Below are 14,916 nucleotides of genomic sequence, written 5' to 3' on the forward strand. Positions count from 1 at the left end.
AATATATTGTCAGGAGGTTAGAGCTATGTCGGAAGTTCAAAAAAAGATGGCAGCTGAAGTGGGAGATCATGGGCTGAAGAAACATGACATAAAAGTTTCGACGGTGGTATTTATGATTTTTTGCTTAGTGGCCGCCGGGTGCTATGGAATTGAGGAAATCATTCCCGCCTGCGGTCCGGGCTTGACGATTGTAATCCTTTGTGTTCTGCCTTTGATTTGGGCGCTGCCCTTTAGTCTTGTGGCATCGGAGCTGGGTTCGGCCAGGCCCCAGGAAGGCGGGTATTACAAATGGGTACAGGAAGCCCTTGGAGAATTTTGGGGGTTTCAAGCAGGTTGGTGGAGGACGGTTTCGATTTATATTGATATGGTTTCTTATGTGGTGCTGGCCGGCGGCTATGCCTCTTCACAATGGAATTTCAGCAGGCCGGAAGAATTTTTATTGAAAGCCACAATCATTCTTGTTTTCGTTTATATCAATATCCGAGGTGTGAAAGATATCGGAGTTGTAAGCACGATCCTGTCCATTCTGGTCATGGCAGCCTTTGGACTGGTTGCGATCTGTGGATTCCTCCATTGGGGAGAGGGAACCGACGTTTCCTTCCAGATGACGGCCACAGAAACAAACGGTATCAGCGATTGGTTTTTCCTGATTGCCGGAGGCATTTCCATCGGCATGTGGATGTATTCGGGCTATGAATCCATGTCAACCATTGCGGGAGAAGTTTCCAATCCACAGGTCATTCCCAAGGCAACCTTGATTACAGTGCCGCTGATCGCGGCCGTTTATATCATCCCTACGATTGCCAGCCTGGGTTCGCTGGGACAGTGGCAAAACTGGACACCTGACGGCGACGGCGTCGGATACGGTGATGTGGTGGCGACTTTCTGGGGACCGGCCTTTGGTGTAATTTTCGTCATCATTGCCATTTTAGCCCAGTGTTCCATTTTCAATACATACATCGCATCCGGGTCGAGGGGATTTTTCTCTTTGGCAGATGACTATCTCGCCCCGCAGATACTGGTCAAATGTGACAAAAAGCATGGCGTTCCATATGTTGCGATCTCGACCGTTGCTGTTGTGTGCCTGCTTCTGTGCATGCTGCCCTTTGGTTTTATTATCATATTGGACGTGACCATGCTGGTAGCATCCTATATCCTGGTTTATATCTCTGCAATTGTATTGAGAAAGAAAATCCCCCAGGAAGACTATAAATTCAAGATTCCGGGCGGATCGGGCTTATTGGCGGTCATCTGTATCGTGCCGATCTGCGTCGCTGTGTTCTCCTTCTTTATAAACGGGTCTGATTGTTATCTGGCCGGCGCCATTGGAATGGTGTCAGGAACGATTCTGTACTACATTTGGAGAAGGCGGTACGGCGGGCTCACCAAGAAAAATCCCCAGCTGTTCCCGGCAAACAAAAAGACCAAGCTGGCTGTCGGTGATACGAGAAAGATAACCTTTATGCTTCTGTTGTTATCCATCTTCAATGTGATTGCCTGTTTCTTCATGCCTTGGTATGAGAACGGCTGGGAAGCCGGCGACTATTTCGATGGAATGCTGCCGGATGCCAATGTGGATACGATTACCACGATTATCGATACAGGTCTTCACGTATTTACAGCAGTATGCGCCATTGCGACCGTAGTATTCTTCGTTATTTCTAAGAAGGTAGAGCCACAGAGAAAGTAAAGAGGGCAACAAATTTTTTTGAAAATTCAAAGACCATGAAGCTATATTAGAAAGCTCATGGTCTTTTTTACAAAAGAATGCTGGCATAAATGGGGATCGTTACCAAGCTGATCAGCGTGGACAGGCTCACCAGATTGGAAGCGTACTCTCCCTCCAGATCGTAATATTCCGCCATGATCGCGGTCTGTGCGTGGCATGGCAAGGAGGCGGTGAGAATGAACACCTTCAGCGGCAGCCCATCGATGCCCAGCAGGGAGAAGGCTCCCCAGATGATCAACGGGTGAAGGATGAATTTCCCCAACAGAATGACCACTTGGTCCTTGGTGACTTTGGCCACGCCCCGCGACACGGACTTGGCGAGATTGGAGCCGATGACCAAAAGGGAAAGGGGCACGCAGATATCTCCAAGATAGGTGAGGGACGTCTCCAGAATCACAGGAAGATGCCATTCCATTTCCACCAATAAGCATCCGATCAAAACGCCGATCAGGCCGGGGCTGAAAATCTTTTTTACGGAAAAAGATTTTCCACCCATATTAGATGCTTTACATAATGTATAGGCGCCTAAGCTCCAGAAGAGAACGATGGTCACCAGATAAAAGGTGAACAGATAGGGCAGCCCCTCATGGCCGAAGACGATTTGGTTGATAGGCAGACCGATAAACATGGTATTGTTGAAGGTAAAGGTCGTCTCAAAGACTGCCCGTTTTTTTGGAGGCAGTTTTAACAATCTGGACAGAAGTTTCCCCAAAACGTACATAAAAAACAGGCTGGCGGCGATTATGAGCAGGTTCCAGAATGCCGCCCGCAGCATGTCGGGCGTAAAACGGTTCTCAATGCTGACAATAGCAAGGGAAGGGGCTGCGATCTGTACGACCGTGGTAGAGAATACTTTATTGGTGTTATCGGGCCACTTTTTTCTTTTTGTAAAATAAAAGCCCACGCCTAAAATAATAAATACAACTAATACACTGATAATTCCATTTAACATGACTTCTCCTCGAATCTTACCATTTTCTATAATCCTCCAAATCTAGATTGTATTTTTTGATTTTGCGGTATAAGGTACGCTTTGGTATCTGCAGACGTTCGGCAGCACTGGCCACATGGCCGTGTTCTTCACGAAGGATCGCTGTGATACGGGAATATTCTTTTAATGGAGAGTTAGAAGCAGCCGGAAGTATAAAAGCTGCTTCTGAGGCTCTTTCGTCAGCGCGAAAGTCGGAAACATTTTTTTCCGTATCTAATCCTGCAGGAAGCAGCTGATCCAGCAGATGTTCAGCCTGAAATGCGTCGTCGCCAGCCGTGATGATAACGCGCTCTACAATGTTTTCCAATTCCCGTACGTTACCGGGCCAGGAATATTGTGCAAACCTTCTCAGGATCTCAGGCGTAAAAGGATCCGATACGATTTCTTCAGATCCATGCAGCTCCATAAAATACCGGATTAGCGAGGGAATATCCTCAATTCTCTTGCGTAATGGGGGCATTTCGATCGATAAAACATTGAGGCGATAATACAGGTCGCTGCGAAAGAGCTTGTCCCGAACGGCCGCCGCCAAGTCGGAATTGGTAGCGGCAATAATCCTTACGTCAATGGCTTTCGGTTTTTTTCCTCCGATACGGATAATTTCTTTATTCTGCAGGACTCTCAATAGCGTAGCCTGCAGTTCTAGCGGCATATCGCCGATTTCATCCAGAAAAAGAGTTCCCCCATCAGCCAACTCAAATTTTCCGGGGTTGCCGCTTTTATTAGCGCCTGTGAAGGCTCCGGTTTCATAACCGAATAATTCGCTCTCAATCAGACCTTTAGGAAGGGAGGCGCAGTTAATTGCGATAAAGGGGCCTTCTGCGCGGCGGTGGGCATTGTGCACTGCCTGTGCGAGAACATCTTTTCCCGTTCCGCTTTCCCCAAGGATCAAAAGATTTGAATCATTTTTAGCAGCAAGGCGTCCCAATTTTTTGATTTCTTCCATGCACGCCGAATGGCCCACAATGGAATTAAAGGTGTATTTTGCAGTAAACCCTCCAATTTTATTTACCAGTTTGTGTACAGTCTTAGTGCGGTCAAATTTCAAAATAATATTTGGCGAATCATGTGAATTGCAAACCACAGTAAGCATTACTGTATTAGCGCGTTCCGAAGGATCGTTGATCGTCACTTCCTTATTATACACACTGGACTTGGCGTAGATAATATCTTCTACGGTATTCATATCAGAAAAAATTTCATTTATATGGACATTCAGTAGGTCGTAAGTAATGTTCAGGATTTCGCAGGCTCTTTCATTATACTGTGTGATTCTTCCTTGGCGGTTGATCAAGAGGATGCCGCTGGAGAGCGAATTGAGCGTAAACTGAAGCTTTGTATTAATTTTTGACATTTCTTCATACGCTATTTTCAGTCTCAGCTCTTTTTCCACACCATCTGCAGCTGCAGTGATCATACCTAAAGAATGGGCGGGAGCCAGTTTGTAAGGACCGATCAGAGCAAGACAGCCCAGCAGCTCCTTTTCTTGATTATAAATCGGAGCGGCGCAGCAGATATAGTCATGGTGTGATTGGATAAAATGTTCCTTTCCATAGACTGCATAAGGAGCGCCAATCGCCAGGCAGATGGCAATGCCTGAAGTGCCGACAATCTTTTCGGAACGAAGGCAGCCCAGTTCCAAGCCGCTGTTATGGGCCTTTTGCTGGATCAGCGCATCATCGGCAAGCAGATCGATGACATACCCGTCTTTATTGACAAGCGCTAAAGCAAAATTTGTGCCTTTTACATAGAAATAGAGCTTTTGCATGTGGTCATGGGCAATGGAGATAAGTAATTTATTTTCATCTAATATATAGTTTAATTCCTGTCCGCTCAAAATGGAATGTTCAAGCTCAAATGGAGATATCCGATATTCCAGGGATCTTCTCCAGGAATCGAGAATCTCCGGGCGGATCGTACCAAGACTCCTTGGAAGAGGCTCCTTATCCCGAATGTACTTATCCCAGTAGGTACTGATCATATCAAAATAATTATATGTAATATTTTCCATAAACGCCGCCTTTACTATGCTTAGTAGATCTTTTTGCTAAAATATAAAGCAAGATTTGTGCCAGATAAAAGAAAAGTCAAACACACATAATGGATATGACATGAAAACGGCACGCTGTCAGAGAAATGACAATTAAATGGCTCAACTATAACCTTACCATAAGATGGAACTAAAATGGAACTGGAAATAAAATGAAATAAAACACAAATAAATGGGTAAATTTCAATCAATTTAATGGAAGTGTTAAAAAATTTCTAAAAATTTTGGCATGGGGATTGCGTTATATAAAAGCGAACATGCATTAATAAAGGCGCCGAAACGTATTTCAGTTATCATGATTGAGCATTGAAAGGAGAACGTAATGAAAAAAGTAAGAATTGGTGTAGTTGGTTTAGGTAATTTGGGGGAACTGCATGTACGGCATTTGCAGAATAAAATTGCCGACTCTGAGGTCGTTGCCGTATGTGATGTGTTTTCGGAGCGGGTAGCGGCAATTCAAAAAGAATATGAAGTTCCTGCAGGGTATACCGTTTACGATGAGATGCTGGAAAAAGAAGACTTGGACGCCGTAGCAATTGTAACAAATGTACAGACACACAAAGAGCTGATCATAAAAGCCTGCGACGCCAAACTGCACATTTTCTGTGAAAAGCCGCTTTCTTTAGTACCTGATGAATGTAAAGAAATTGAGAAGAAAGTAGAAGAAAACAATACTAAGATCTTTACCCTTGGATTTATGCGGCGGTTTGACCCTTCCCATGCAGAGGCGATGGAGCGAATCCGTAGCGGCGAGATTGGAAAACCCATACTGTTTAAAAGCACCAGCTTGGACGGCGTATCAGTCATCGATGAGCTGCTGGATAAATGTAAAAAAGGCGCTTTCCACCCATGGTTTTTTGAGATGGGGATCCATGACTGCGATCTTTCAAGATGGTTCCTGGGCAGTGAGGTCGCCTGCGCATATGCAACCGGAGGCGCATACGTGAGGGAAGAATTTGCAGATTACGATGATTATGATAATGGCGTTGCACTGGCGACGATGGAGAACGGAACCTGCGCAACGATCCACGTGGGCAAAGCCGCGGCATGCAGCCACGTAGAGGCCGAGATCATCGGTACGAAAGGATCGCTGCGGATCAATGCCGTACCGAGGAGAAATCGGATGCAGATTTATAAAGATGGTTATATTGCAGAGCAAGGTATCGTCGATTTCCTCGAACGCTGGGAAGAGGCTTTTTACCTGGAAATGAGCAACTTTATTGACTGCGTGCTGACTGGAAGAAAGCCCGAAATTACGGTTTATGACGGAACTAAGAGTTTGGAAATGGCGATCATTCTCCATAAATCCTATATGGAAAAAACCTTGATCAAGAAATAGGAGGAAATGATGAACAACTTAGAGAAAAAAACGGGAGAACGGCTGCCGAGCAAGTCTCACGACAGTCAGCGCGTGCCTCTTTACGAAAAGTTTGCTTTTGCCTCCGGAGACGTAGCCTGCAATTTTGTCTTCGGTTTTACCGGGAGCCTGCTGACGCTGTTTTATACGGATTATGCGGGCGTATCAGCGGCAACGGTTGGTCTGGTCATGCTGGTATCAAGGTTTTTAGATGGAGGTTCAGACCTATTATTTGCCTGTATTGTCGATAAAGTCAAATCAAAACACGGCAAAGCAAGGCCGTGGGTCCTATGGATGTCGGTGCCATTTGGGATTACTTACATATTGCTGTTTACTGTGCCGGCCGATAGTACGCAGTTGATCAAAGGGATTTACGTTTTTGTAACCTATAATCTGTGCACAACTGTGGTTTACACGGCGCTGAATCTGCCATATGGTTCCTTGAGCTCTCTGATAACCAGAGATACAAGACAGCGTGAGTTTTTACAGGCATTCCGCATGGGCCTTTCTCCAATTGGCAGAATTTTGGTAACAGCAGTATCCCTGCCGATCGTACAGGCCTTTGGGGATGGACAGGGCGCTTGGATCAAAACATCCTTCATCTTTGCTACGATTGCAATTATTCTACTGCTCTTCTGTTTCTTCGGTACAAAAGAGAGAGTTGATTTCCGTGAATTAGAGCAAAAGCAAGAGAAAAAGAAGACGAACAAAGAAAGCTTTAAGGTCATGATCAGAAATAAGTATTGGGCTCTGTGCCTGGGACTGTGGGGCGTAATGGTACTTACCTCAACTGCCAATAGCACCATCCTGGGGTATTATGCAAAGTACGTCCTCGGAGACCAGATCTATGTATCGCAAATTTATACGGCAGAGCAGATTGCAATGATTGTGTGCATTCTCTTCGTTACTCCGGCGCTGGTCAAATATACTGGCAAGCGAAATCTAACCATGTACGGAATGTTTGTCGTCGTTGCGGCGCAGCTGATCCTGCTGATTGATCCGACAAATGTAACCTTAGTCACGGCATTGGCGGTAGTCAAAGGCTTTGGATACGGGCCGCTGTGGGGAACTGTTTTTGCAATGTTGGCGGATGCCTGCGAATACGGCCAGTGGAAATTCCACGTGCGCAACGATGCGTTCCTGTTTAGCGCAGGGTCAATCGGTTCCAAACTTGGCGGAGGCATCGCAGCCGGAATGGTAGGCGTAGTTCTATCTATCTGCGGATACGACGGCACTGCTGCGGTACAGACCACTCAGTCCTTAAACGCCATTTATTGGGTATATGTGTTCCTGCCAATCGTACTGGCAGCTGTACAGATCGTATTCTGTCTTCTGTATAAACTGGATAAAATGCTGCCGATGATAACGAAAGAATTGGCAGAAAGGGAAGCAAGAGGAGAAATATAGGAAATCGGCAGAATTCATTGTAAATAACATTCCATAAAGCGAGTCAAAAATGTGCCATATTTGTGCCAAGATAAAGCCTGATGACGCAATAATGGCACTTTTGGCTACTTTATAGGCAGATATTTGCCGAATCGTGCGCAAATTCGTTGGCACAGAAGTTGCGCTATAAATATAGACAAGAAAATATGAAAGCCTAAAGGAGGAAAACAATATGCCAAAAGCGGGATTTAACGGGGTTGATTTTGAATCAAACGTTAATTTTGACAGATTAAGGAGGAATCGTTTAGCAAGGGCAAAGGAAGGTTTGAAGAAATCAGGCCTTGGTGCGCTGCTGTGTTATGATTTTGACAACATCCGTTACATTACAGGAACTTATATTGGAGAATGGAATCGAAACAAGATGAACAGACATTGCCTTCTCATTGACGGAGTGGAAGAGCCGATCTTATTTGACCCGGCCTGCCCGTCTAAAAGACAGAGGGTAGACTGGATTAAAGCAGAAAATATCCTTCCTGCCGTAGGGTCCATGAGAGGCGCAATTCCCAAAGAAGCAGGGATGATCGAAAAGGAAGCGAAAGAAGTCGTAGATTTTTTGAAAAAATACGGTGTAGAAAATAAACCGCTGGGATTGGATATTACAGACGTATCGATGATTCGATCCCTTGAATCCCATAATATTGAGGTTGTCGATGGACAGGATGTGATGGTGGATGTGAGGATCATCAAAACGGAGGATGAGATCGAGCTTTTAAAAAAATCCGCATCTATGGTTGACGGAGTCTATTACGACCTGGCGAAAGCCCTGCGCCCGGGTATTATGGAAAACGAATTATCCGCGATTGCCCATAAAAAGCTGATTGGCTGGGGAGCGGAAGTGGTGGAATTTGTCAACGTCATATCCGGCCAGAGAGGGAACCCGCACTCCCATACGACGTCCAATCGTATGATCCGGCCTGGAGAAATCGTATATTTCGATATCGGTAATACTTACAACGGTTATAAAACCTGCTATTATCGAACCTTTACCTGCGGAAAACCAACTGCGGCGCAGGTAAAAGCCTATGACAAAGCGTTAAAATGGATCAACGATTCCATTGCCGTGATCAAACCAGGAGCGACATCTGCTGACGTTGCGGCATGCTGGCCGTCAGCAGAAGAACTGGGTTTTAAAAATGAAGAAGAAGCATTCTTGCTCCAGTTCGCACATGGAATTGGGATCGGCCTGTGGGAAAAACCGATCATATCCAGGTTATTTTCTCTGGATCATCCGTTCAAATTGGAAGAAGGCATGGTATTTGCTGTTGAAACATGGTGCCCTGCGGAAGATGGGACCGGCAGCGCGAGAATCGAACAGGAGATCGTCGTAACAAAGGATGGCCATGAGGTGATCACGAAATTCCCTGTGGATGAAATTACAAGCTGCGGCCTTCCCGGGTGCCAGTTCCTGTAAACGATAAACAATTGGAGGATGACATGAAACATATCGGATGGATCGGATTGGGCAACATGGGAAATCCCATGTGTAAAAATCTCATTAAAGCAGGACATCGTGTTACAGTATGGAACCGTACAAAATCCAAAGCCACCGAGGTTTTGGAAATGGGCGCCCAGTGGGCAAGCTCACCCGAAGCTGTTGCCAGACAAGCGGACTATATTTTTACAATGGTCGCAAGCGGAGCGATCCTGCAGAAGGTTGCATTAAGCGAAAATGGCATTGTTCAAGGCATTACGGCAGGCAAAATCGTGATTGACATGAGCACGGTTTCGCCCGCGGAATCAGAAAGCGTAAATCAAACAATCCAGGAGAAAGGCGGCTATTTTCTGCGAGCGCCAGTAACTGGCAGCATAGTGCCGGCAGCAAAGGGGTTGCTGGGGCTGCTTATATCCGGCGATCGAAAGGTGTTTGAAGAGGCAAAACCTTACCTGCGGTCGCTGGGAAAAAACATGTATTGGCTGGGGGAACATGAAGAAGCGAGAGTCATGAAAATCGCTTTGAACACGATGGTCGGTAATACGACGCAGCTTTTGGCCGAGGCAGTCACACTGGCGGAAAAAGCCGGGATCTCTGTTGATCAATGCATGGAGGTCATAGCTGGGAGCGCGGTAGGCAATTTGATCGTCCAATCCAAGGTTGAGGCGATTAGCAGCAATCGATATGACCCGGCTTTCAGTGTACATATGATGTTGAAAGATTTCGACCTGGCGCTGGAGACTGCCAAACTGTATGAATCTTCGCTGCCGCTGACTGCTTTGACACGTCAATTTTACGAAGAATCCGTGGCTCTTGGGAGAGGGCATGAAGACTATGCGGTGCTTGTAAAGCGTCAGGAGGAGAATGTCGGCATAAACAGATAAATGCAGAGAAGATCTGTATTATATAATTAAAACTTAAGATAACAGGAGGAGAACATTATGATTAAGAGAGTTGCACTAGTAACAGGAGCGAGAAAAGGATTGGGACAGGAAACAGCAGTAGAGCTGGCAAAATTAGGCCATGATGTGGCGCTGGTAGCAAGGAACGCATGTACAGAAACGGAAGAGAGAATTAAAAAAGAAGCACCTGGAGTAACAGCGATATCCTACCAGTGCGATATCAGCGATCCAAAACAAGTAAACGCAATGGCCGGCAAGGTGGAACAAGAGCTTGGTTCGGTGGATATTCTTATCAACAACGCCGGGATCTATCCGTTCATGATGTTTGAGGATGTGACATACGAAGCATGGAAAAAGTATTTTGCGACAAACGTCGATGGCCCGTTCAACTGCTGCAAGGCTTTTCTGCCGCATATGAAAGAACAAGGCTGGGGCGGGTTGTGAGCATTGCGTCCAACTCTTTCTTGAACGGCGCGGACCCAAAACTTTCGGGCTATATTTCAACAAAAGGAGCAGTAATCGGTTTAACAAGGGCCTTGGCCAGTGAATACGGGGAATATGGCATTACCGTAAACGCAGTGGCCCCAGGGCTGTTCGTCTGTGAATCTACCATCAAAGAAATCGGCGGAAAGCCTGGTGATGAGGGTGCTGGAAAATGGGATCTGATGTATAACCTTCAGGCAATACCAAAATACCCGTATCCGGCGGATTTCGTAGGAGCCATTAAATTCTTAGTATCAGAGGAAGCCGGGTTTATGACTGCGCAGACCATGTATGTGGACGGCGGCCTGGCAAGAGCTTAATCATGCGGTTTCAGGAGGAAAATAATGTGCAATAATAAATTAATTGCCAGCCACTGGGCAATTGCAGGCAACCATTACTGCGGCGATCATGTGGAAGTCGCGGATACAGATTTTAGGCAGCGCATGGAAACGATTGGAAGGATTGGTTTTAGCGGCGCGGGGTTTGTGGAATTGGACCTTTTAAAAACAAAGGAACAGTACGGATATAAGGAAGCAAAGCGTATAGCCGAAGCAAACGGGATCACGGAGATAGAAGTCGAGGTGCTGGACAAATGGTGGGATTACGAAAACCAAGAAGCGCAGCAGACTCGAAAAAATGTCTTTGAAGCGGCTGAACAGCTGGAGGCGAGACATATTAAAGTATTCGGTTCCGATGGCGATATTGAAAAAGACCAATTCATCGAGGAATTCGCAAAACTTTGTAAAGAAGCTGAGGATATTGGTACCAGGATTGCAATGGAATTCATGCCTTTTAAAGCGGATATGGACTGTATTAAAAAAGGCCTTGAAGTGTTCAGGACGGCAGGCATGAAGAATGCGGGTTTTTGTCTCGATTCGTGGCATACGTTCATGGGCCCCAGCAGTTATGATGATATTGCCCTAATCAGGCCGGAAGAAATTGTCACAGTCGAACTGGAAGATGGTTACTCCGAACTGGTAAGCGGAAGTATGTGGAGGGATACTTGTGACTATAGGCTTCCTGCAGGCGAGGGGGATTTTGATTGTAAAGACTTTATTGAAAGGGTGCTCGCACTGGGGTATGAGGGTACCATTGGATGTGAGATCATTGCGATCGACCATCGCCAACTGCCGCTAAAGCGCGCTGCTGCCAGAGCCTACGCATCGATCAAACAATATTTATAAAAAAATGATGGGCAGAGAAAGGGAGACCTTTCTCTGCTATTTAAAAGTAAATGAGAGGTTATTTATGTCAGGATTTAAAATCTTATTAAAACCGATACGGCTGGGACCAGTCCAATTAAAGAACCGTTTTATTGTTTCGCCAATGGTAATGAACTGCTGCAATGAGGATGGGACCGCTACAGAACGGTTTATCGCATATCACGAAGAAAAGGCAAAAGGCGGATGGGGACTGATCATTACTGAAGACTACGCTGTTGATGCGACCGGCAGGACATACCAGTATCTCCCTGGGCTTTGGAACGACCGGCAGATCGCTTCACATAGAAAACTGACGCAGCGAGTCCATGCGGCAGGGGCGAAAATTTATGCACAGATTTTCCACGGCGGGAGGCAGACAGAGTCAAGGATTACAGGCCGGCAGGTATGGGCCCCGTCACCAATCCCCTGTCCGGTTAAAAAAGAAATGCCCCATGAAATGACCACCGAAGAGACAGACGAAATGATTGAAAAGTTTGGAGATGCTGCCCAGCGCGCAAAGAAAGCCGGATTTGACGGCGTACAGGTGCATGGCGCCCATGGGTATCTGATCAGTGAATTTACATCTTCTTATTCCAATAAACGAGTGGATAAATATGGCGGGAATCTAATGAACCGTATGCGTTTTCCAATAGAAATCATCAAAAATATCAGATCCAAATGCGGAGAGGATTTTGGGATCGACTACAAAATTTCGGGTGAAGAACGGACACAAGGCGGTACGAGCATTGAAGATACAAAGGCGATGGCCATCATGCTGGAGGAAGCGGGCATCGATTCCTTGAACGTTTCCGTAGCAGTATACGAGACTTGGTATATGCAGGTACCACCCGCGGTCATGGGACATGGCTGGATTGCTGATTACGCAGAAGAGATAAAGAAAGTCGTAGACATTCCCGTTACTACAGTCGGTAGGATCAATGACCCTTATGTAGCAGAGAGCATTGTCAGAAGTGGAAAAGCCGATGCCTGCTACATGGGAAGAGCCTCTCTGGCCGATCCCTTCTTGCCAAAAAAAGTCATGTCTGGCGCAGTCGAAGATATCATTACCTGTATCGGATGCCTTCAGGGCTGTACTTCAAGGATCGATTCCGGGTTAGCGGGCAAATGCGCCTTGAATCCGAGAACGGTGCGGGAACAGGAAACCAGGATTGTGCCTGCAAAACGCAGGAAAAAGGTTTATGTTGCAGGAGGAGGCCCGGCCGGAGCAGAGGCAGCCATGGTTTTAGCGCAGAAAGGCCATAAAGTGAAGCTGTTTGAAAAAAGAGACAGGCTGGGCGGCATGTATGGCTGCGCGGCTGTACCCCCTTGGAAAGGTGAAATATCCTCGTTTCTTGTATGGCAGCGTACGCAGTTGGAAAAGCTGGGCGTAGAGATCTGCCTGCAAACGGAACTGACCGCAGAGCAAATCGAGTCAGACCTCCCGCATATAGTCATGATAGCGACAGGGAGTCGTCCGTGGGTACCGCCCATCAGGGGAATAGAAAATGCGTTTGTGATAAGCGCGGTCGATCTTCTGGAAGGCAGGGCAAAAGCAGACGGACGGGTCGCAGTAATCGGCGGAGGGCTTGTCGGCGGGGAAACTGCAAACTTTTTAGCTTCACACGGAAATCAAGTGACAATCTTGGAAATGGCGGCGGAGATTTTAAAGGAGGAGCCGGGCAATATGAAACGATTCTTACTTCAATCGTTTGAGGACCGCGGCGTAAACGTTTATGTTGAAACAGAAGTAGCGGCTATTGAAAAAGACGGGACAGTCATGGCCATGCAGAAAGGCCGTCCTGCTGAGGCGCTGGGACCCTTTGACCATATCGTTACAGCGGTGGGTATGCGGCCTACAAGAGAACTATATGATTCATTGACAAATAGCGATGTTGAACTGGTTTGCGTCGGTGATGCAAAGAAAACGGGAAACGCACTGGATGCCATCGAAGACGGATATATGGCCGCACTGCGTATTTAGGTGCTTTCGCATGAAAGAAAAGTTGAAATACGGCCTTGAAGATCACGTTCCCAAGGGAGAGTTTTTTGTCTATACACTGCAGCATATTATATATTTTGCGGCAGGTACCGTAGTGCTCCCTATTGCGGTGGGAATCCATCTCGGGCTTGAACAGATACAGATTGCAGAACTTTTACAGCGCACTTTTTTTCTATGCGGTGTTACTACGCTGCTGCAGATAAAGCTGGGGCACTTGTATCCGATTATCGACGGTCCTGCAGGGCTGTGGGCAAGCATGATGATCGTGATGGCTGTGTCAACTGCGGATATGGGCGGCCAAATGGGGGATTTGCGGCGAAACCTGGAACTGGGGATACTGATTGCAGGCACCATCATCATGGTTTTGGCGGCAACTGGCCTGATGCTGAAACTATCCCGGCTCTTTACGCCGATTGTAAATGGCCTCATCATTACGCTGATGGTCCTACAGATGAGCGCCACGTTTATGAAAGGAGGACTGGGGATCGATGATGAGGTTCAGGAAATCGAAGTGAAAAAACTAATTGTGTTTATGGCCACCATGCTAACCATTATTTTTGTTTCGGTTTATCTGAAGGGGTTCATACAAAGCATTGCAACGCTGGTCGGTGTCACTTTGGGATGGATACTGGCAATTTTGTTAGGGCTTTCAGAAAATAAGATGACAATAGGTGCACTGGCCAGAGCACCGGAACTGTTTGCCTTTGGCGCGCCTTCCTTCAATCCGGGGGTTGTAATATCCTGCGTTCTCAGCGCGCTGGTGCTGCTCTCCATGAGTTTTGCAAGTCTTTTCAGTATGGCAGAGGCTGTCGGAGAACAAGTTTCCAAAGGCAAGCTTTCCAAAACGGTTTTCTTACACGGATTATCGACCCTATTGTCCGGGCTGTTTTCCGTCGTTCCGTTCATGCCGTTCGTATCCTCTACGGGAGTGGTACTGATGACAAGGGTGGCGGCAAGAAAGCCTTTTATGGCTGCGTGCCTGTGCATGGTCCTATTTGGTGTTTTTTCTCCGGTCGCTGAATTCTTTGCGTCCATGCCGCATACCGTCGCCTATGCTACGAGTATGGTCGTATTTTCGCTGATCTTCGGACAGGGTCTGAAGGAGTTTAAGAAAGTTACAATTGAAAACAGAGAAAGCTATGTAATCGGTATTTCCATGTTATGCGGGATGGGAGTTATGTTTCTTCCGGACAGTGTCTTTTCGGTACTGCCCCAGTCCATCCGCTTTATTCTCTCTAATGGACTGGTAGTGGGGACTGTGATGGCAATGATACTGGAGCAAATTTTTCGAAAAGGTAGTGACAAACTGTCATGAAATAACATGA

At 46.5% G+C, this 14,916-nt stretch carries 10 protein-coding genes and 1 pseudogene; 9 read left to right on the forward strand and 2 right to left on the reverse strand.

Going from position 1 to position 14,916, the window contains the following annotated elements:
* The first annotated feature begins 25 nt into the window (after window positions 1-25).
* A complete protein-coding gene (locus tag LG211_RS03555) occupies window positions 26-1,690 on the forward strand; it encodes an APC family permease (RefSeq protein ID WP_253019384.1) in 1,665 nt (554 codons plus the stop codon).
* 67 nt (window positions 1,691-1,757) lie between these two features.
* Here the strand turns inward: LG211_RS03555 and LG211_RS03560 are convergent, their stop codons facing one another.
* Together LG211_RS03560 and LG211_RS03565 are read right to left on the reverse strand one after the other, a co-directional pair.
* Window positions 1,758-2,681 (reverse strand): AEC family transporter, encoded by a 924-nt coding sequence (locus LG211_RS03560; protein ID WP_269477008.1) that lies wholly within the window; start codon window positions 2,679-2,681, stop codon window positions 1,758-1,760.
* 16 nt (window positions 2,682-2,697) lie between these two features.
* The gene (locus tag LG211_RS03565) at window positions 2,698-4,731 is read right to left on the reverse strand and encodes a sigma-54-dependent Fis family transcriptional regulator (protein WP_148396634.1); all 2,034 of its coding nucleotides are present in this window, start codon (window positions 4,729-4,731) and stop codon (window positions 2,698-2,700) included.
* 361 nt (window positions 4,732-5,092) lie between these two features.
* Between LG211_RS03565 and LG211_RS03570 the strand changes: the two genes are divergently transcribed.
* The 8 genes and pseudogenes from LG211_RS03570 to LG211_RS03610 all read left to right on the forward strand — a co-directional run bounded on the left by LG211_RS03570 (window position 5,093) and on the right by LG211_RS03610 (window position 14,906).
* Window positions 5,093-6,109 carry a Gfo/Idh/MocA family oxidoreductase gene (locus LG211_RS03570; protein ID WP_148396633.1) on the forward strand — a complete coding sequence of 339 codons (1,017 nt, stop codon included), beginning with the start codon at window positions 5,093-5,095 and terminating at the stop codon, window positions 6,107-6,109.
* Between the two features lie 6 nt (window positions 6,110-6,115).
* Window positions 6,116-7,534, forward strand: a complete 1,419-nt coding sequence (locus tag LG211_RS03575) for an MFS transporter (protein WP_269477009.1) — start codon at window positions 6,116-6,118, stop codon at window positions 7,532-7,534.
* A gap of 211 nt (window positions 7,535-7,745) precedes the next feature.
* Entirely contained in the window at window positions 7,746-8,984 is a 1,239-nt protein-coding gene (locus LG211_RS03580) for a M24 family metallopeptidase (RefSeq protein ID WP_148396632.1), read from the forward strand.
* A 23-nt stretch (window positions 8,985-9,007) separates the two neighbouring features.
* The gene (locus LG211_RS03585) at window positions 9,008-9,889 is read left to right on the forward strand and encodes an NAD(P)-dependent oxidoreductase (RefSeq protein ID WP_148396631.1); all 882 of its coding nucleotides are present in this window, start codon (window positions 9,008-9,010) and stop codon (window positions 9,887-9,889) included.
* 57 nt (window positions 9,890-9,946) lie between these two features.
* Window positions 9,947-10,710, forward strand: a pseudogene (locus tag LG211_RS20095) (SDR family NAD(P)-dependent oxidoreductase).
* Window positions 10,711-10,734: 24 nt separating this feature from the next.
* Entirely contained in the window at window positions 10,735-11,574 is an 840-nt protein-coding gene (locus LG211_RS03600; RefSeq protein WP_269477012.1) for a sugar phosphate isomerase/epimerase family protein, read from the forward strand.
* A gap of 64 nt (window positions 11,575-11,638) precedes the next feature.
* Window positions 11,639-13,573, forward strand: coding sequence for an oxidoreductase (locus LG211_RS03605; RefSeq protein ID WP_269477013.1), 1,935 nt, complete (start codon window positions 11,639-11,641; stop codon window positions 13,571-13,573).
* A 10-nt stretch (window positions 13,574-13,583) separates the two neighbouring features.
* The gene (locus LG211_RS03610) at window positions 13,584-14,906 is read left to right on the forward strand and encodes a uracil-xanthine permease family protein (RefSeq protein WP_269477014.1); all 1,323 of its coding nucleotides are present in this window, start codon (window positions 13,584-13,586) and stop codon (window positions 14,904-14,906) included.
* Window positions 14,907-14,916 lie beyond the last annotated feature (10 nt).

Source organism: Hominibacterium faecale, assembly GCF_020734085.1.
In the GTDB taxonomy this organism is placed as follows: Bacteria; Bacillota; Clostridia; order Peptostreptococcales; family Anaerovoracaceae; genus Hominibacterium; species Hominibacterium faecale.

Excerpts from the sequence above, each read along its gene's own strand:
- LG211_RS03555 (WP_253019384.1), top strand. The coding sequence starts at position 26 with ATGTCGGAAGTTCAAAAAAAGATGGCAGCTGAAGTGGGAGATCATGGG.
- LG211_RS03560 (WP_269477008.1), bottom strand. The coding sequence starts at position 2,681 with ATGTTAAATGGAATTATCAGTGTATTAGTTGTATTTATTATTTTAGGC.
- LG211_RS03565 (WP_148396634.1), bottom strand. The coding sequence starts at position 4,731 with ATGGAAAATATTACATATAATTATTTTGATATGATCAGTACCTACTGG.
- LG211_RS03570 (WP_148396633.1), top strand. The coding sequence starts at position 5,093 with ATGAAAAAAGTAAGAATTGGTGTAGTTGGTTTAGGTAATTTGGGGGAA.
- LG211_RS03575 (WP_269477009.1), top strand. The coding sequence starts at position 6,116 with ATGATGAACAACTTAGAGAAAAAAACGGGAGAACGGCTGCCGAGCAAG.
- LG211_RS03580 (WP_148396632.1), top strand. The coding sequence starts at position 7,746 with ATGCCAAAAGCGGGATTTAACGGGGTTGATTTTGAATCAAACGTTAAT.
- LG211_RS03585 (WP_148396631.1), top strand. The coding sequence starts at position 9,008 with ATGAAACATATCGGATGGATCGGATTGGGCAACATGGGAAATCCCATG.
- LG211_RS03600 (WP_269477012.1), top strand. The coding sequence starts at position 10,735 with ATGTGCAATAATAAATTAATTGCCAGCCACTGGGCAATTGCAGGCAAC.
- LG211_RS03605 (WP_269477013.1), top strand. The coding sequence starts at position 11,639 with ATGTCAGGATTTAAAATCTTATTAAAACCGATACGGCTGGGACCAGTC.
- LG211_RS03610 (WP_269477014.1), top strand. The coding sequence starts at position 13,584 with ATGAAAGAAAAGTTGAAATACGGCCTTGAAGATCACGTTCCCAAGGGA.